Below are 20,099 nucleotides of genomic sequence, written 5' to 3' on the forward strand. Positions count from 1 at the left end.
AAATTTTTTTTAAATTTTTAACAGAACCAAAAATATATACTCCACTACTTGCGTAATAAGTTATTAATTTTTTTTCTAAAATTCGAATTATTTTCCCTTTTCGATTTATATCTACGTAGCTCGACTTACCATGAGTATTGAAATGAATTGGTATATAAACCTTATTGCTATTGATTTTTTTTGGAAGGTAAAAATCCACTACTTGATCAGGATTTATAATTATACAAGGTTCGTTATTTTTTAATTTCGTTAGAACTCTGTGAACTGTGATACCCGGTCCATTAGTAGTGCCCTTAATAATTGTATTATTTACTTTACATGGACATTTAATCTTTCTTAAAATTTTTTTTATTACCAATTCAACCTTATATTTTTTTTCGTATTCATGAGTTGTTATAAAATGAAGTTTATCATTTTTTTTAATTTTTTTTTTTAAATTATATAAAAAATATTCAATAATTGTTTTATTTTTAATTTTTATAAAAGGTTTAAAAGAGCCTAAACTTTTTACTCTTGATCCTTTTCCAGCTATTGGGAAAATCCAGTTCACTATTTTATATTAATGAATTTTGTTGGTTTTTCCACAAAATGATTGTAGACAGCTTTATCTAAATCTTCTGCTTTTATTTTATGACCAATTTCAATTAATTGTTTATATTTTTTTGAGTAAACTTCTACGTAATAATTTCTAAAGTCATTCCATTTATAAATTAATTGATCAATTACTCTTGCATCTGAATGTTGTGGAATAAAATTATCATTAAGCATTTCAATTCTTAATTGCAGAATATTTTTAATTATACTCTCTTGGTTTGTGAACCACCAGTAGCCAAATATTTTTAAGTTTGAAAATTTTCTAGCTAAAACGTTAAGTCTAAAATGATCTGAATAGTCTAAGCAACTTACAAGAAAAATATTTTTTGGATTTTTTCTTAGAATTCCCTCTAATGTCTCAAGATTCGGTGCTCCTAAACCATCTCCAGCTAACTTGAACTGTGGATTTACGTTTCTTTTAACACCCATTAGTATCATAAGAGGGATATTAAATTTTTTTAAAATTCCAAGAACATCATTAAAATAGTTTTTTAAGCTTAGCTCTTCAAAATTATTCGTTGAAATAGCAAAGTAAACTGGTTTATAATTTTTTATCAATCTTCCTAAATATTCTATAATACTCAATTTATTAAAAAAATTAACTTTATCTGTAAATAAGTCGTCTAGTCTAATAGATATTTTATATCTTCTATCTTTATTTTCACTTAAGACCTTATACTCCTCTTTTTCAAAAGGATTATTTGTCATCACAACTTCTTTAACACCTGACAAGTTAAAGATATCTGTTTCTGAGAGATTATTTTTACTAAACTCACTATAGACATCTTCAAATGAAGTTTTATTTATTTTAATTTCATATTTTTCAAGAATTTTGAGTATACCCATAGCAGAAGTTGATAAAGGTATCCTTTTTAAAAATAAACCATCCCATATAATTCTTGCACGCTTTAAACTGCTTAATTTATAAAATTTAGATGGATCAAATCTAGATGATGATAAATATTCAGCAACTAGATAATGATAATTTAAAAGTTCAATTAAACCACTTTTATAAAATTTCTTAAATTTAGAGGGATATAGATGAGTGTGTATATCAACTACTTGAGTTGAAAATACAAAACGCTCTAAATAATAGTTTATTTGATCGTAAGATAAATCGTTTGATTTTTTGATCAAATTATATGGCTGGATACTGTCAAACTTTTTATTTGTGAAAAAAGTTTTTGATGAGTTTTCAATTAAAAAACTTTCATTTTTAAGCTCGTTTAATAAATGTACTTTTATATTTTTTTGGTAAGATATTTTTGTTGTTATCAAACTATTTTTTATATTAAAAACATTTGTTTTAGTGCAATGAATGCCAGTCCCATCAAACCCAATATTTTTTATTAATGAAATTGGTGGATAAAGTACAAGAGCATCATCGAAATAATGAAAAAGAGTCCATGATAAACTCCAAATATCCTGTTTGCCCTCAAGTATACTATTATTTTTACAATAGGTTTTAAGATCTAAAGGTAATTTATTTATCTTTCCAAAAGACCGAAGTTGCTCTATAGCAAATTTAATATCAGGATTAAATTTTAACCATCTATCTCTCCAAGTTGCCCATCCCCAAGGATTAAAACGTTTTAAAAAAAAAGTTTTTTTTTTATTAGCTACATTTAAATTGTTATATGAACAGATACTTTTAATTTTTCTTTCATTTTTATATTTTTTTAAGGATGTATTCATATATTTAAAAAATCCTTTTTGTGGAACACAATCATCTTCTATTAATATTATTGCTTCATTATTTTTTAATTCTGTTTTTACAGCATTAAGAACTGAATGAGCCAAACCATAATTCTTTTTTTGGTGAATAAGTTTTATTTTTATTTTTTTTTTTGAATTATTTATTAGATTTTTGATTTTTGTTTGATTTTTTTTTATAACAAGATTTTCAGGTCCATCCATATAAACACTTAATTCTTTTACTTTCTCTTTAATAATGGCTTGTAAAACTTTTTTAAAATGTTTTGGACGATTATATGCAAGAACCGCTGTTCCAATTTTCATCTTTTAATGACCTCTTCTAAATATTTTAAATAAACATTTGAAACATCAAACTTATTTTTTAATATAAATTTATTTGGCATATTTCTGCTGAAATTTTTACAATCCTCATACTTAATTAAGTCTATTTTATGATTTTTAGAAAAACCTATTAGATATGATTTTTTATCATTTAATAATGTATTTGCAGCGGTTTCACCAATTTTTTCTGCAATCTTTTTATCTTTTTCACAAAGCTTATTTTTATAAAATTTAAAAACTCTTTGTAAAATTGTTGGATTAAATACTCTTGATTGTACTCCTTTTGCAATAAACTTATTATTCAATAGTTGACAATTTGTATTACCACTGGATCCATACATTATTTGACCACTTTTATCTTTTTTTGGATTTATATTTCCAATTTCATAACCTTCAGACATGAAAATCATTAATCGTTTCTTTTTTTTTAATATTTTTTTTGCCTGATAATAAATTTTATTAAAATTTTGTTTATCTTCTGGTAATAGAAGCATAATTGGAAGTTTTCTTTTCTTATCCCAATATCTTATTGAGCCACATATAAATCCAGTTTCTCTTCCAAAAGTTTGGGAAATAATAATTTTATCGTGAGAGCTTGCTCCAATATTTTCAATATTAATCATCTCTAAAAAAAATTTCCAAATCTCAATACATGTAATAAATCCTGGATTATAAAGCATTTTATTAAAATTATTGTCTCCCAGATCGTTATCAACAGTCTTAGGACAAGATATGAAATTTACCTCTGGTAATCTTAAAGATAGATCTATTGATTGTTTTAAAGTACCATTACCACCAATATTGATTACTTTAGAAATTTTTTTTTTTAAAAAAATTGATTTTAATTTTAAAATTTCAGAATTAGTTAATTTTTTCAATCTTGATGTTCCAGTAAAATGTGAGCCTGGAGTATTTCTTAAAAGTCTTATCTTAGTTTGAGAAAGATTTGATAAATTTAAAAATTGATCATTAAGAACACCATCAAGACCTGGCATTCCGGAAAAAACTTTAATTCTTTTTTTTTTAAGAACTTTCAAAATACCTATAAGAGTAGAATTGATAACCGGTGTTGTTCCGCCAGACATTAAAATGAGTAAACTGCTCATTTATTATCCTTTTTTCTTAAATTTTCCATTTCACCTCTGTATTGATCTCCCCACTCAATTTTCATTTTTTGTTTATCAGGATTATTCATTATAAATCCCAAAAATTTTAAATGAGTTTTACATGGCATTCCTAAAAGATTTAAATAAGACGCAAAACTTTGCTCTGTAGGTGGATAATCAGCTGCTCCGGTTAATTTAAATTCGTCTTTTTCATCATATTTATATTTTAGAGCATCTTCATAATTTTTTTTTATTTTCTGATATAAATATTCACTTGGTGGTCTTTTATCTAATGTCTCAACAATTTTTTTTGGAAATTTTAACCATGCAAATCTAGTAGATCCTGGATCAGAATTTATAATTTGCGTTGGGTTTATTGGCATATACTTAAGATTATGAAAATCATTTAAATAAGACCATTCGGCAAATTCGTAAAAATTTTTTAAAGGTAAAAAAAATTCTCTTCTTCCACTAAAATGTAAATCACTTTGTGAAAATAAGCAGTTTTCATTATTTTCTCTCGTCATATCCATCAAATTTTCTGAATTAAAGTAATAGAAATCTGTTCTTACTTTTATAAAATTTTTAAAAAAAAAGGAGTTTAATTTTTCAAATTTATAAATTTCTTCAATTACACATTTTAGTTTAAAAAACTGGCTTAATACTAGATTGGGAATTTTATTGTGACTTGCTCTATAAATTGAATTATCTATATTTATCGCAGATATATTTTTGTGATTAATACAATTAACAATTTTTTTGTCACTATCATCAGTCATTATAAAAACTTTATTTTTTTCAGCAATAGAGTAGATTAATTCTTTAGACTTTTCCCAACATCTTAATCGTCCCGGAACCAAAAGAGCAGTTTCATTTGATATACTTTTAAAATTAATAATAGGTTTATTTTTCGGATGATTAACTAATATATCCTCCCAATTATCCTGATCAAAAAATTGTTTCAGATGAAGAGTATCAAATAATAAAAACCTTATTTTTTTCTGCCTTGTAAACAAAAGCCTTAATAAAAAAATAAATAATTTAAATTTTATAAACAATCTTTTAAGAAATTGAATTTTTATTATATTTTTTTTTATCATTTTAATTTTTAATATTTTTACAAAAAGCAAATATTGTAAATTTTCCACTTTTTTCCTTAATACTTTTTATTTGAAGTATTTTAAATTTAATTTTTTTTAAGGTATTTTTAAGCGATTTTAAGGAATAAACATGCAAGTGCTCAATAAAAAATTCCTCTCTTAGTCCTCCCGCAATTGAGGCTTTTTCATCTGGAACTTCTATGTATAAGACACCATTATTACTTAATAGTTTCTTTACCTTCTTTAATATTATTTCTGGATTTTCTAAATGCTCTAATACTTTATTAATTGAAATAAAATCAAAGAATTTATTATATGATTTATTTTTAGTAAAATAATTTATATCAGATTTTATATTTTCATTTTTAAAATTTTTATTTAAGAAATTTATTAAATTTTTGTCTTTTTCCAGTAAATTCATTTTTAAATTCTTGATCTTTTTTTTTAATTCAAATGGAAAAACACCCATTCCAGATCCAATATCTAAAAATTTTTTTCCTTTTATAAATTTGGTGCATCTTAATACTCGATTTTTATTGTCTGATTTATGTTTGGGAAAACTTATTATCTTTTTGAAAGTATTTTCAATCTTTTTTGAATTTCCGTAAGTCTTTTCAGAATAGGTTTTTTTGTAGATTTTATTAATATCGAAATCTAAAAAAGAAAAATAATGCTCGCAATTTTTACATTTTTTATAGTATCTGTTATAATTTTTTATATTAAAATCTGTCTCAAACAATGGTTTTTCTCTATATTCAAATGCTTTAATTAAATCTTTTTTCTCACAACATTTTAATTTTGCTTTTAGTTTCATTTTATTTAGACGTCAATTTCCTTAGGCCTTTTTCATCAAACCACATAACAATTTTCGATTTATTTATTTTCAAATACTTTTTAAAAGATAAGATTTTATTTTTATTGACTAAAAGAATAAAAAATTTTTTATCATCACGATTCATTACTAATACTGCTTTATAAAAATTTTTTTTGAGTCTAGAATTTATTGATGGAAATGGGTAATAACCCCAATTTTTTTTTGTAAAGTCAATTTGTTTTTTTCCATCTAAAAAAGTTACAAAATTATTGTTTTTAAGTTTTACATTTGCAACATGCGATAGCTTAACATTTTTAACTTTGAATGATCTTTTTATTTTAGTTATTTTCATTTTTACCAGTGATAATTTTTAATTATAAAGTTTTTTATATACCAACTACTTTTACTTTTTTTCCAAATTTTTTTATTTCTGAACTTTTCTACGATATTAAAAAATTCTTTTTTTGAAATATTTATATACTTACAAAATTTTTTAATATCATTAATTGGTGGATTAGGATTACTTTTACTAATTATCTTAATAGCTCTTTCTCTAGTCATTCTTCTATTTCTTATTTCAATTGACAAATTATCGAAAATTCTGGTGAAACCAAACTTATACCACTTTAACCAGTGATGAATTGATATAAAATCATCATCAATATCAGCAAAATTATAAATACCCGTTTTTGGACCACTTATTAAACTTTTAAAACCTGACTTTTTGGCACTTTTATAGGTAATTTTAGGATCCCAATTAAAGAAGTATCCCATAAAAATACTCTTTGAATTATTTTTTTTATTAAAAGAATTATAGCTTAAATTTTTTTTTAAATCTTTTTTTTCAAATAATTTATTATTTGGGAATATATTTCCATATTCCTTAATCCAGGATTTACTCATCTTTTTCCCCAAATTTTTCTTATTTGAAAAACCGTACTCCTCTGCAGAATTCTCTCCCCAAAATATATATTTGATACCAAATTTATTTGCAATTTTAAGAGGAATGCTATGAATAGCATTATGCATAAGAATTGCTGTGCTCCCATATTTACAAAAAAATTTATATAACATCTCTTTTTCATGAACGGGGTTAATCTGCCATTCAATATGATCTACACCAAGTTTAATTAATGCTTTTAAATTTCTATCCCCAATCTCTGTTCTTACTGGTGTTCTCCAAGTAACAGCCAAAGGAATTAAATTAAATTCAATACACTTTTTAATTTGCCAAAAACTATCCTTGCCCCCAGATACTGGAACAATGCAATCATAATTAGATTTATTTTTTTTTTTTATATTTTTACAAAGAGTTTTGAATTCATTTTCTCTCCTAGACCAATTAATTTTATTTTTAATTTTTCTATGAAAGTTACATGCATTGCAAATACCATTTCTATCAATCACAATATTTGGTCTTGTATTTGGTAAAACGCAACTTTTGCACCATTGTATCATAAATAAAATACTAAAATTAGTTAATATTAACTCTAATAGATTTTCTCATTTTAATAGATTTATATAAAGCTTCACAAATGATTAAAGTTTTTCTACAATCTTCAAATGAAACTCTTGCCTTTTTATTTTTTACCACCGAATTAATAAAATCATCTAGTTGTATCTTAAATGAATCTGAGTATCTCTCTAAAAAAAAATTAAGATGCTTTGGTTTTGATTCAGTGGATTTAGAATTATACTCCAAAATATTATTTTCATTAATATTTTTCATTTGCAACATACCCTTACTCCCAAAAACTTCAACTCTTTGGTCGTAACCATAAACAGATCTTCTAGAATTATTAATTATACCTATTTTACCTTTATAGGTTTTAAAAATAGACACAACTGTATCATGATCATTTAACTTTTTGATATTCTTATCAAACAAATTAGATGCATAACAAAAAACTTCTTTTATTTTATCTTTATCAAAAATATTATTAATAAGGTCAATATCATGAATTGAGCAGTCTCTCAAAATCCCACCACTTACTTTTATATAATCCTTAGATGGAGCAGATCGGTCTCTACTGGTAACTATTACTTTTTCAATATTTCCTATTTTTTTCTTTTTACACTTATTCACTAAATTAGATATAGATGGGTCGTACCTACGATTAAATCCTATTTGGAGAGTTTTCTTATAATTATTACAAATATTTTTAAACTTATTTATCTTGTTTAAATCTAGGTCAATTGGTTTTTCGCAAAAAATAAATTTTTTTGATTTGATGGCTTTTATAATTAAATCTAAGTGTGAGTTTGTAGATGATGAAATATAAACAACATCTACTGCTTTATCTTTAAAAATTTCTGAACTATTTTTAGCTACTTTTACATTGTATTTTTTTTTAAAAAAATTTACTTTATCTAAGTTAGGGTCAAATATATACTTTATCTCACATTTTGGATGACTAAGAATATTTTTTAAATGAGTTCCACCAATTCTACCCAAACCAAAAATAGCGATTTTAATTTTTTTCATATTTACACAATGTATTTCTTTAGTAAGTTTAAATAATAATTTTCATCAATAGAAATTAATTTATTGCTAATTTTAAATAACCGATTCATTAAAATAAAATAATTTTTTTTATTAAAATATTTTTTATCTTTATGCATTGCTTTTAAAAAAATTTTCTTATTAAATATTTTTTTATCTAATGTTATTGGCAGATTGTACTTTTTAAATAATTTTCTACTGAGGATCAAAATACCTTTATTCAATTTATTTTTTTTTATTGAAATTTCTAGAGCGATCAGCATGCCAATTGTTATAGCCTCACCGTGTAAACATTTGTGTTTTGTTGCAATTTCTATAGCATGCCCAATAGTGTGTCCAAAATGATATACTGGCTGAAGTTCGTTATTTTTTTCATTAAATAAATCTACTTTACTCTTAATAGCTAATTTGAGAACTTTAGTAATATCCTCTTTAAATTCATTATCTTCAATTTCATTTAAATTTTTAATTACTTTTTTTTTTAAATATTTTGATTTATTTAATTTCAAATGATCTAGTAATTTTTTTGAATGACCAATTCCATGCTTTATTATTTCTGCGTATCCGTCCCAAAAATACCTTGAGGGTAGAAAGTTATAAATATAAGTGGTCTCAATAAAAACGTATTTTGGTAAAGCATATGATCCAATTTGATTTTTACCACCTCTTAAGTTTAAAGCATTTTTACAGGATATTGCAGCATCTGCTGATGCAAGTAAAGTTGTTGGTATAGATATAAAGTTTATTCCTCTGTAAATTACTGATGAGATATAGCCAGCGAGGTCAATTATAGTACCTCCACCAATAGCAATTATAAAGCTATTAGCAGTTACACCAGAGCTAAAAATTCTGTCTATATATTTTTTGAAATAAGATAGTGATTTGACCTGCTCTCCTCCTTTTATAGAAAAAACTTCTGCACCAAGTTCTTTCTCTAGTTTTTTACAATATAGTTTTAGGTTCATTTTTTGGTGTAAGTTTTTATCAACAAAAACAAATACAGGATTTTTTTTTGTTATAGGTTTTAAAATTTGAGTTATATTTTTTTTCAAAAAAATATTTTTATTAAAAAAAATCTGGCAATTTTCACTATTTTTATAAATTAATTTTAAATTAGATTTTTTTTTCATTAATTTGATGAAATCTCACAAAAATAATTTTTATCCAGGTTAATATTGCTTCTTTTATCAGAGAAGTCTTTAAACTTGAATTTTTCTCTTTTTAAAAAAAACTTCCAAATTTCAAAATGATGAGAGTCTTTTAAATTAACGTGCTCAAATTTTATTTTATTTTTTTTTAGTATTTTTTTAATCTTTGAGTGGGATATTCCCTCCTGTCTATTAAAACCTAAAAAAGCATAATTTGTATTTGACTTCTTATCTAATTTTCTAAAAGAAATTAAATTACTTTCTTTAAGAATACTGAGTTTTTTATAAATTGTATTCCAATTTTTTTCACAACCATTTATTATTTTTTTTATTTTTTTTAATTGAGCAAATGCAACTGCTGCTGTTATTTCAGACATTCTATAGTTCAAACCACAAGAGGTAATAGAATTTGGACCTATTGGATCATTAGTTTTAGTGGGATCTTCACCCACCTTCCTGTTCATTCCTAAGTTATGAAACCTTACACTTTTCTCCAGATACTTTTTTGAATTTGTCATCAAGGCACCACCCTCTCCAGCAGTTATCATTTTGTTATACTGAAAAGACATTGTTGAAATATCTCCCTGATTTCCAACCCTAACTTTGTTAAGAACCCCTCCAAAGCATTGGCTGCAATCTTCAATAATTACTACATTTTTTTTCTTAAAATAATTTTTGATTGATCTAAAATCACAAGGATAACCACGCATATGAATTACAATTAGAGCTTTGGTTTTTTTTGAGACACATTTTTTTACTTTATTTAGATCAAGGTTAGCATCGTCTGATACTGGAGCAATTACTGGTACCGCACCCATCATCACAATAGTCATCAAATCTGCACTCCAACCATAAGCTGGAACTATGACCTCATCCCCAGGTTTAACACCTATAGCATGTAATGCGCAATGAAGAGCTGCAGTTCCCGAGTTGACAACTAAGCAATGTTTTTTTTTAACAAATTTAGCCATTTCAGTTTCAAGTTTATTACAATACATCTGAAGTTTTAAACCTGAAAACCTATATGGAGATTTTGATTTTAAAACCTTATTAACATTGATGATTTCATTTTTACCAATATGTCTTCCACCAGGAAATTGCCCAAAAGGAGATTTTTTTTTGACGTTCATTATTTGAACATTCTATTGTTCATTATTTGAACAGTCAATGTTTTTATTATTTAAATAAATATTATATGCCTAAATCTGTGTCTTTTAATTTCGGTGGAGCATAGTAATCAGCATACCATCCTGAAATAGTTTGATCAAAATCAATTATACTACCAGTCATTAAACCAGATTCATTAGAGGTCATAAACGCTAATGCTTTTGCAGCTTCTACTGGTTGAATTAAACGACCCCATGGCAAATCTTTACCTATATTGGTTGGCCAATTTTTATCTTTAGTTACATACCTCTCCATAGTTTTTTCCTCTCCCGGCGTATGTGTCCATCCTAAATTTAATCCGTTTACTTTTATATTATCCCTAGCCAATGCCCAAGCTACGCTTTTAGTCAAATTAACCAAACCAGCTTTTGAAGCAGAATAGGGGGCTTTAAAAACATGACCACTATGTGAAGACATTGTAATTAAATTTGCAATTGATCCTTTAATTTTTTCTCTTCTCATAATTTTAATTACATCCTGCATTAAAAAAAATGGAGCTCTTAAGTTTACTGATATAATTTCATCGAAAAACTTTTCATCTGTACTAAGAATTGTAGCTCTTCTGGTATCTCCAGCACAATTAACTAAAATATGGACTTTTTTAAAATTTTCGTCAGCAGTTCTAACAATACTCCTACATTCACTAACATTTTTTAAATCCGCTTTTACAAAAATACATTTACAATTTTTTGAATTAAATTCATCCTCTACTTTCTTCCCTTTTTCTTCGTCTCTTCCTACAATTATTAAGTTTTTAAGACCTCTTTCGATGTATAATTTTGATAATTCATACCCAATACCTTGCGTACTTCCAGTTACAATTGCTGTTTTATTTTTTAAATCTTGATCCATAAGTAAAATTTTTTACTACTTTATTTATTTTTATTCAATAATTTTTTTAAATATAAATAGCCTTTTAATGACAACTTATACGGTGAATATTTCTTAGGATCTTGCTCTGCCTCAACAATAATCCATCCTTTGTATTTATCTTTTATCAAATAATTTAATAATCTAGAAAAATCATAGTCACCATCACCAGGCACTGTAAAAGCTCCATTTAAAAACGACTCTCTAAAAGAATATTTTTTTTTGATACAATTTTTTATAATTTTTTTTCTTACATCTTTAAAATGATAATGGGTTATACGATCTTTATATAATTTATAAATTTCTAGAGGGTTTTCATTAGCAAAAAGAAGATGACCAGTATCTAGAAGTAATTTTACATGATCGGATGTAGAACTTAGAAGCATATCTATTTCATTCTTATTCTGTATTATAGTTCCCATATGATGATGATAACTTATGTTAACACCAAATTTCTCATAAACTTTTTGAGATAATTCATTTAATTTTTTAAAAAACAAAATCCTTTCGTTCATCTTTAATATTGGTTTTTTATATAGACTTATATTTTTTGACTGAATAGATCTAGTACACTCACAAAAAGCAATATTTTTAGTATTCATATCTTTAAATACTTTTAGTATATTGCTCATTTTTTTAAATTCATCATTTACACTTATACTTAGTAAACTTCCGCTGTACCATCCTCCAGAAAATTTTAAATTAAATTTTTTTAAAAGATTTTTAATTTCAAAAGTTTTTTTTGGAAAAGAGCCACAATTTTCAACACCTTTATATCCACACTTATTTATTTCCTCTAAACACTGATTAACAGATATATGAGAGGTCAAATTTGGCATGTCATCATTTAACCAAGCAATAGGCGCTATACCTATCTTAATTAGATTTCTTTTCATTTATAAATTCTCTTAATAAATTTATTTTTAGGATGATCAAGCCACATATTTAAGTTTGTAATCTGCCAAATAAGCATTTCAATACCTGGTATTATTGTAATTTTTTCCTTACTATTAATTTTTAAAATTAATTGATCAATTTTAATCAGAGGACTGAATGGTGTTTTTTTAAATAGTTTAAGTTGTTTTATAACAAATAATCTAAATTTTTTGTTACTTTTAATCCACTCAAAAAAAGGAACATTAAAACCAATTTTTGATTTATTATTAATCACCTCACTTGGGAGATAATCTCGCATTAGATCCCTAAGAATTCTTTTTCCATAACCATCTTTTATTTTATAGTTTATATTTAAATTGAAAAAAAATTCCTTTAGTTTTGTATTGCTAAAAGGATCTTTAGATAAAATTCCTGTTTTTCTCTCAATTTCAGAAAATGGTAATAAGCCTGGCTGTCGTTCTGAGTTCCAAAGAGCAAATTTTAAATATGCATCCATAAAACTTGATCCTGAATATCTATTTTTACTTTTTAAAGAAATTTTAGACCTATTAAGAAATTTTTTACCAACTAGTTCGGGCTTAGGTGCAATAAAATATTTATTTTTTTTAATCTTGAATTTTTCATCTTTAATTATTTTCATAAAAATATTCTTATTTTTTGGAAATTCTTTAGTTGAAAAGTTCTTGATCCAAGAGCTCAACTCATGCTTAAGATCTTTATTTTTTGAAAAATAAAGATCAGCTAAAAAATACTTAAATCCTGGAAAATTTCCTAAAAAATAATGGTCTGCATTACCAGCATTTATTATATTTTTATATCCTAGCTTCTTTATTTTTTTGTAAAGAATAAAATAACCCATGAAGGAACTTGTACAAAGAGGAAAGCTGAAGTAGTCATAACAGGTTTTCCAATCTTTTAAAAATTCATTAGATGTTATTTTTATTCTAACAAAATTTTTACAATTTTTTTTGGCAACAGCTTTAGCTGGAATTATCTCATTTAATATATTTTTGGATTGATAATATGCCGTAAAAGATTTCAATGGTTTTTTTATATTTTTAAAAACAGCTGCAACTGTTGTAGAATCTAAACCACCACTTAAAGCTAAAATAGTATTATTTAAATTATATTTACATTCTTTAAATGTTTTCTTCATCAAATTCATCGAGATAAATTTAGCCTTATCATACGGTAAATTATAATTTTTCTTATTATCAAGAAATTTATCCCAATATCTCTTTTTATATAATTTATCTCCCCTAATTAAAATATAGGTTGATGCTTCTAAAAATTTTATTTGCTTGATAAAAGTTTCATTATTTCCGTATACAAAATTGTATCTTAATGATAAATAATTTTTACAAAAATCTTTATTAATTTCCGAATTAAATTTTAATTCTTCTGGAGAATTTGATATTATAAAGTTATCCTTTATTGTTCTATAGTACAATGGAAGCAATCCATCAATATCTCTGCAAATAAAGGTTATGTTTTTTTTAAAGTCATGAACCATTAGATTAAAACTTCCTTTAAAAAATTTTGAAATTTTTTTTAATTTATTAATTTCAAATAAATTAAAATTTTTAAAAGCACTTTTTAGATCTAATTTTCCTCCATTTACATCTTCCAAAAAACCATCTAAGAAAAATAAAATATCTTTTTTTATGAAAAATTCCTGTTTACTTTTAATACCATTATGAATTTCTTTAAATTTATAAATTTTTAAGTTTGATTTTGAAAATATTTCATACCCATTTATATTAATATTATTTATACCTTTTTTAATGACATATATATTTTGCATTTATTTAATAAAACTTTTGTAAAAAGATGTTTGCATTTATTTAATAAAACTTTTGTAAAAAGATGTTTGTATTTATGAAAGAAAAAATAAATTTACTTAGATAATTTTCATAATTTTTTTGATAAATAACTTCTTTAAATTTTTCATATTTTACGAATTCAAAAATTGGGGAATCTTTATTTAAAATTTGTTTAATTATATACTTATTTTTTAAGTCGAAAATGTCGTTAATTGATGAATTAAAACCAATTTTTTTTTTATCTAATATTACTTTTTTACACACAACATCTTTAAAAGCTTGTCTAAGTAAGTATTTATTGTAACCATTTTTTAACAATAAATTTGAAGGTAGCGTATATGCAAATTCGACGAGTCTACTATCTAAATATGGGCTTCTATTTTCAATAGAATAATTCATTGAGTTTAAATCATCCTCATTAAGAATTACAGGAGTTGTCTCGATATTTAATTCGTTAAGCATTCTATTTCTTAATAAATCATTGGTAAACTTAATTTCTGAAAACTTTTTATTTGATTTAGATATAAGAAATTCACCTAATTTTTTATATTCATCAAATATATGTTCTCGTGATTTGGGATTTTTAATATATTTATATGGATCTTTTAAAAGAGGATTTCTTATAAAATTTTTTGCAAATTTATTAAAAAATAATTTTTGAGAATTAAATATTTTATTATTTTTTTTATTTCTCTTCAACACAGACAATTGTAGAAGGAAATGGTCGTAGTAACCTCCAAATACTTCATCAGCTGCAGTGCCCAATACTCCAACCTTAATTTTATCTTTTTTCATTTTCTCAAGCATTAGCGAGTGATTATAGTAACTAATTGTTGCAACTGGAGCTGTTCTATATTCTATTAATTTTTTTAATCTTTCAAAATTTTTTTCTTTTTTTAATAATATAGAAGTATTTTTTACATTTAAATCATTAATGATTAGCTTAATATTTTTTTTTTCGTTGTATCTAACATCATTATCTAAAATAGAATAAGTTTTAATATTTTTATTTAGAATTTTTTTTGTCACTGATGCAATTATTGATGAGTCAACTCCACCACTCAGACAAATACCAACTGGCACATTAGCATTTATTCTTTTTTCAATACTATCTATTACTTTAAGTCTCGTCTCTTTAATTGCTTCAGACTCACTAATCTTATCATTTTCTAAAAATTTTAATTTCCAATAATTTCTAAAAAATAATCTTTCCCCAATTCTTGAATATATATAAGATCTCTTTGGGAATTCTTTGATATTCTGAAAATAGGTTTGATTGTATTTATAAAGAGACTTATACCCAAAATTTAAATAATTTGTTAATTGGTTTAAGTTTATATTAATTTTTTTGTCACAAAGAGATTGAATAAATTTTATTTCAGATCCAAAATAAAAGTCTTTTGTAGAGTTTTCAAGATAGAATAAAGGTTTTTCTCCAAATCTATCTCGAGAAGAAAATATTCTATTGTTTTTGATATTTAAAATTACAAAACTCCACATACCTTCAAAGTATTTCAAACATTTTTCACCATACAAAATAAAATAATGTAAAATTACTTCAGTATCAGAAGAGGTTTTGACTTTAATCCCTTTTTTAATAAGCTTTTTTCTTAAGTCTAAAAAATTGTAAATTTCACCATTATACACAATAATATATTCATTTATTCTAAAAGGTTGATTGGAATTCTGATCTTGATTAACAATACTTAATCTAGATGATAATAGATAAATATTATAACCATTATCATTTTGATAGTAAAAAAAATTTTGATTGTCTGGGCCTCTATTCGACATCTTTCTTAGTGTATTTTTGATAAACACTTGAGGCAATTTCTTTCTACCAATATATCCCGCAATACCACACATTTATTAAATTTGTATCCTACTCAAATTGAAAAGATCAGAATCTAGAGAATTATGATGGTCAGTGTCTGCAGTTAAAATTAGAACTTTTATCATATTAAGTAGTTTTTCTTGATTAATGTATTCTTTCCAATTTTTTTTTTTGATTTTTTATTAATAATAATGTTTTTATTTGTAATTCCATTTCTATTAAATGGACGCACAAATTTTAAATCTCTTTGTTTTAAAACTGTGCCTTTATTTATATTGTTTCTGAGATAAAAAGATCTCCTTAAATTAAAAATATTTACCCTTTCATCTTTTGAAAGAATTTTTGTTTTTTTCCCCTCAATTGTATTTAAGTTCTTTAAAATATTAACCATATTTTTCATATCTTCAGGATTTAAAGATAGCTTATGATCTCTAAATTTTGAAAAGTTATTATCTAGCGTAAAATGCTTTTCCACAATTTGTGCACCATAAAATACTGATAGAATTGGTATAGCGTAACCAATAGTGTGATCTGAATATCCAATTTTAATATTAAATTTTCTTTTTAAATAATTAATTGTGCTTAAATTAACATTTGAAATTGGCGCAGGATACATGGAAACGCAGTGTAAAAAACTTAGTTTATTAATTGGAAATTTATTTTTTTTTATAAATTCAAAGGTGTTTTTGACTTCTTTTATCGTTGAACATCCTGTGGAAATAATAGTATTTTTCTTAAATGAAATTACTTTTTTTATGAGATCAAAATAAGTTAAATCACCAGATGAAATTTTAAATAAATCTACAATAGAATTTAAAAATTCAGCACTTTTTATATCTAAAGGTGTTGAGATAAACTTTAAATTTTTATATTTAGCAATTTTTGATAATTTGTAAAATTGCTCCCTTGAAAATTGAAATTTTTTTAATTGATTATACCTTTTTTTGTTTTTGCCATTTACAAAGTCTTCAGTAGTAAATGTTTGAAATTTAACCGCATCTACTCCAGCTTGTGAAGCTTTTAGTATTAATTTTTTTGCAATCTCAAATCTTCCCTCATGATTATTCCCAACCTCTGCAATTATGAAAGGTTTTACTAAATTACTCATTTATTAAAGCACTCTTATAAAAATTTTTATACCATTCTATATATTTTTTATATCCTGTATCAATCGAGTAAGACGGCTTATAACCGAGTAACTTTTTAGCCTTACTAATATTTAAAGTTCCTCTTTCTGGAACAAATTTTTCTTTTGGTACATAGCTTACCTCAACATCCTTGAATTCACTTTTCAGGATTGACAAAAGTTCACTAATTTTTCTTGCATTTCCATATGTAATATTAAAGGTTTCATTTCTCGCTTTTTCATTTTCACAACACAACATTATACCTTGGACAAGATCGTCGATATAAGTGAAATCTAATTTATCATTCCCATCCCCATTAATCGATATTTTTTGATTTTGAAGAGCAGATTCAATAAATACTTGTCCCACTCTTCTACTAACACATCTTTCTCCATATAAAGCAGAAGGTCTTATTATAGTATAAGGTAAATCGAATACTTTGTTATAAGATTTTAATATTATTTCACCAGAGTATTTTAAACTTCCATAGATACCTATTGGCTTACAAGTTTCATCTTCATTGACAGATTCTGACTTAAAGTCTCCATAAACCATACTTGAAGACATATATATAACATGAGTTTTTTTATCTTTGGAAAAATCTAAAGTGTTTTCTAGAGTTCTTAAACTATGATCAAATGTAGAGTGAGGGTCTTTATTTGATTTATTAGCATGTGAAACTGCAGCCAAATGAATGATTATACTAGGATTAATATTTTCATAAAGCTTGGATATTGCATGGTAGTTTCTTGCATCCTCAATAAATAAATTTACTTTTTTATTATTTAATAATTTAATTCTATTATTTAAAATACTTCTATAAAGATTTTTGTTTACTATAGAATTATCTGTAAATGAGAGAAGATTGTTTACAGCCAAGCTATCAACAATAGAAACATTGTAGTTTTTTTCGACCAATTTTAAAGCCAGGTTATGACCAATAAAACCACATCCACCTACCAAAAGAACATTTTTATTTTTCATTATTTATAAATGTTAATATTTTTTTTGAAATATAATCCACCTCTTTATTTTTTAGTGAGGGATACACTGGAAGAGATATATTTGTATTTGCATAATTAATTGCGTTTGTATAATCACTCTTCTTATTTCTATATTTATTTTTGTAATAGCTCATAAGCGGAATAATTTTTGGATAATGTATACTAAACCCAATATGAATTTTATTTAATAATTTAATTAATTTATCTCTCTTTTTAACAAAAATTGGATAAATAAAATATGAGTTTTGTTTTGAAAACTTTAATTGTCCAATTTTATTACTTCTACAAAAATTTTGATAATACCTTTTTGCAATCTTTTGTCTTTTACCTAATGATTTCTTATATGATTGTAGCTGGTCTAATCCTAAGCAAGATTGAAAATCGGTCATTCTGTAATTAAAACCTAACATTTTAACATCATATTCACCTGGTTTTTTTCTTTCTCCAATATCTTTGTCTATGCCAAATGCTTTAAGTTTTTTAATACTTTTAAAAAAATTTTTATTATTAGTTATAATCATTCCACCCTCACCAGTAGTTATTTGTTTTGTCGGATAAAATGAAAATGATCCTGATAATCCAAAATTTCCAACATGTTTATTTTTATATTTTGTACCAAGGGCATGAGCACAATCCTCAATTATTTTAATTTTTTTCTTATCACAAAAAGTTTTAATCTGTTCAAAATCACATGGACCCCCATTCATGTGAACTAAGATTACTCCTTTTGTCTTTTTTGAAATCTTTTTCTTTAAGTTATCTATTGTAAGATTACCAGAAACTAAATCAACATCACAAAATACTGCTTTTGCACCTGTATATTCAACTGCATGTGCAGTTGCCGTATGTGTCATTGCAGGCACTATTATTTCATCACCGTGTTTAAAGCCTGCCGCTATACAAGATAAGTGCAACCCTGCTGTACAACTAGATACTGTTAACGAATACTTAGAATTAGTATATTTCCTAAACTTTTCTTCAAATAATTTTGTATATTTACCATGTGTAAGCCATCCACTTTTTATTATTTTGCTAATGTCTGATAGACACTTATTTGAAATATTTTTTTTAGAAAATTTTACTTTCATATGTATTTTATTTTAACTTTTTTATTATTTTTAAAAGACTTGTCTGCAGCAAAACATAGGCTCATTAAATCAAATTGATCCTGATGAGACATTATACTAGCTGTATTCTTATTAATATTTTGAATAAAATCTTGAATTAATTTTTTTTTATTAAAATTTTCTGGATAACTGTTTTTTATTTTTTTTAAAATATTCGTTTTTTTTTTTGATGTAAATTTATATGTAGATGGAAGGGAATGTACTAAAGTATTTTTTTCTCCAAATATTTTAATCTCATGAAAATGTTTGTAAGAGCAAGCAAGATTAGCTGTAACTTTTGCTATAAGATTATTTTTAAATTCTAAAATATAAACTAAGAAAGACTCTTTCTTAAAAACAGTGTTATTACAGGCAATATTATTTCCAAAAGTCATTACAGAAACCGGTTTTTGTCCCGTAATCCATGATATTAAATCAAATATGTGTATTGCAGCTCCTAGCGTTGAGGTATAATTTTTGACCTTAGATCTCCATTCAAAAAGCTTAGATTTTCTTCCCCATAAGTAATCACCTTCAATGTAATAGATCTTGTCATTTTTAACAATTTTTTTTAATTTTTTAAATAATGAGTTTTTTCTTAAAACTAAATTTGAAATCATTTTAATTCTTTTCTTTTTTAGCATATTTTTTATTATTTTAAGTTCTTGAATATTAAGGCACATTGGCTTTTCCACTATAATATTTTTATTATTTTTCATGGCTTTTAAAATATGTTTAAAATGATAATTATCATAGCTTGCTATAGAAACTAAATTAATATCCTTATCGTTAAAAATATCATTTTCATTATTAGAAATTTTTAAATTGGGAAATTTCTTCCTCAATTTAACGATTTTTTTTTTATTTATTTCTACAATCGTTTTAACTTTACTTCCTTTAAAATTATGAATGGCTTCATAATGTTTTAATCCAATTCCAGTCCCAATTATACCTGCTTTAATAACCATA

General features: G+C 24.6%; 18 protein-coding genes (1 of these 18 only partly in view). All 18 read right to left on the bottom strand.

The features are described 5' to 3' along the window. Nucleotides 1–550, bottom strand: partial view of a glycosyltransferase family protein gene (locus tag AMN73_RS02775; RefSeq protein WP_075534756.1) — the 5' portion only. It extends 176 nt beyond the left edge of the window; the window shows 550 of its 726 coding nt (coding positions 1–550); its start codon is at nt 548–550; its stop codon lies beyond the left edge, outside the window. Then, nucleotides 550–2,613 carry a hypothetical protein gene (locus tag AMN73_RS02780; RefSeq protein WP_075534757.1) on the bottom strand — a complete coding sequence of 688 codons (2,064 nt, stop codon included), beginning with the start codon at nt 2,611–2,613 and terminating at the stop codon, nt 550–552. Before AMN73_RS02780 ends, AMN73_RS02775 begins: the two co-directional genes overlap by 1 nt. Continuing rightward, entirely contained in the window at nt 2,610–3,737 is a 1,128-nt protein-coding gene (locus AMN73_RS02785; RefSeq protein ID WP_075534758.1) for a 6-phosphofructokinase, read from the bottom strand. Before AMN73_RS02785 ends, AMN73_RS02780 begins: the two co-directional genes overlap by 4 nt. Continuing rightward, a complete protein-coding gene (locus AMN73_RS02790; RefSeq protein ID WP_143323192.1) occupies nt 3,734–4,837 on the bottom strand; it encodes a hypothetical protein in 1,104 nt (367 codons plus the stop codon). Before AMN73_RS02790 ends, AMN73_RS02785 begins: the two co-directional genes overlap by 4 nt. 1 nt (nt 4,838) lies before the next feature. Next, nucleotides 4,839–5,651 (bottom strand): class I SAM-dependent methyltransferase, encoded by an 813-nt coding sequence (locus AMN73_RS02795; RefSeq protein WP_075534760.1) that lies wholly within the window; start codon nt 5,649–5,651, stop codon nt 4,839–4,841. Between the two features lies 1 nt (nt 5,652). Next, nucleotides 5,653–6,003, bottom strand: coding sequence for a hypothetical protein (locus tag AMN73_RS02800; protein ID WP_075534761.1), 351 nt, complete (start codon nt 6,001–6,003; stop codon nt 5,653–5,655). A gap of 2 nt (nt 6,004–6,005) precedes the next feature. Continuing rightward, nucleotides 6,006–7,109: an N-acetyl sugar amidotransferase gene (locus AMN73_RS02805; protein WP_075534762.1), complete on the bottom strand. Its 1,104-nt coding sequence runs from the start codon at nt 7,107–7,109 to the stop codon at nt 6,006–6,008. Between the two features lie 16 nt (nt 7,110–7,125). Beyond that, the gene (locus tag AMN73_RS02810) at nt 7,126–8,136 is read right to left on the bottom strand and encodes a Gfo/Idh/MocA family oxidoreductase (protein WP_075534763.1); all 1,011 of its coding nucleotides are present in this window, start codon (nt 8,134–8,136) and stop codon (nt 7,126–7,128) included. Between the two features lie 2 nt (nt 8,137–8,138). Next, nucleotides 8,139–9,284 carry an iron-containing alcohol dehydrogenase gene (locus tag AMN73_RS02815; RefSeq protein WP_075534764.1) on the bottom strand — a complete coding sequence of 382 codons (1,146 nt, stop codon included), beginning with the start codon at nt 9,282–9,284 and terminating at the stop codon, nt 8,139–8,141. Further along, nucleotides 9,284–10,432 (bottom strand): DegT/DnrJ/EryC1/StrS family aminotransferase, encoded by a 1,149-nt coding sequence (locus tag AMN73_RS02820; protein ID WP_075534765.1) that lies wholly within the window; start codon nt 10,430–10,432, stop codon nt 9,284–9,286. Before AMN73_RS02820 ends, AMN73_RS02815 begins: the two co-directional genes overlap by 1 nt. 61 nt (nt 10,433–10,493) lie before the next feature. Continuing rightward, complete coding sequence (locus tag AMN73_RS02825) at nt 10,494–11,321, bottom strand: SDR family oxidoreductase (RefSeq protein ID WP_075534766.1); 828 nt, start codon at nt 11,319–11,321, stop codon at nt 10,494–10,496. A gap of 20 nt (nt 11,322–11,341) precedes the next feature. Continuing rightward, nucleotides 11,342–12,235 carry a myo-inosose-2 dehydratase gene (iolE, locus tag AMN73_RS02830; protein WP_075534767.1) on the bottom strand — a complete coding sequence of 298 codons (894 nt, stop codon included), beginning with the start codon at nt 12,233–12,235 and terminating at the stop codon, nt 11,342–11,344. After that, the gene (locus tag AMN73_RS02835) at nt 12,232–14,040 is read right to left on the bottom strand and encodes an asparagine synthase-related protein (RefSeq protein ID WP_075534768.1); all 1,809 of its coding nucleotides are present in this window, start codon (nt 14,038–14,040) and stop codon (nt 12,232–12,234) included. Before AMN73_RS02835 ends, iolE begins: the two co-directional genes overlap by 4 nt. Before the next feature lie 40 nt (nt 14,041–14,080). Next, entirely contained in the window at nt 14,081–15,925 is a 1,845-nt protein-coding gene (gene asnB / locus AMN73_RS02840) for an asparagine synthase (glutamine-hydrolyzing) (protein WP_075534769.1), read from the bottom strand. Between the two features lie 89 nt (nt 15,926–16,014). Further along, a complete protein-coding gene (locus tag AMN73_RS02845) occupies nt 16,015–17,001 on the bottom strand; it encodes an N-acetylneuraminate synthase family protein (protein ID WP_075534770.1) in 987 nt (328 codons plus the stop codon). Next, nucleotides 16,994–18,004, bottom strand: a complete 1,011-nt coding sequence (locus tag AMN73_RS02850) for an NAD-dependent epimerase/dehydratase family protein (protein WP_075534771.1) — start codon at nt 18,002–18,004, stop codon at nt 16,994–16,996. The genes AMN73_RS02845 and AMN73_RS02850 overlap by 8 nt, the downstream gene beginning before the upstream one ends. After that, nucleotides 17,994–19,112: a DegT/DnrJ/EryC1/StrS family aminotransferase gene (locus tag AMN73_RS02855; protein WP_075534772.1), complete on the bottom strand. Its 1,119-nt coding sequence runs from the start codon at nt 19,110–19,112 to the stop codon at nt 17,994–17,996. The genes AMN73_RS02850 and AMN73_RS02855 overlap by 11 nt, the downstream gene beginning before the upstream one ends. Then, nucleotides 19,109–20,098, bottom strand: a complete 990-nt coding sequence (locus AMN73_RS02860; protein ID WP_075534773.1) for a Gfo/Idh/MocA family protein — start codon at nt 20,096–20,098, stop codon at nt 19,109–19,111. Before AMN73_RS02860 ends, AMN73_RS02855 begins: the two co-directional genes overlap by 4 nt. Nucleotide 20,099: the final 1 nt, after the last annotated feature.

Source organism: Candidatus Pelagibacter communis (assembly GCF_001179965.1).
Lineage (GTDB): Bacteria > Pseudomonadota > Alphaproteobacteria > Pelagibacterales > Pelagibacteraceae > Pelagibacter.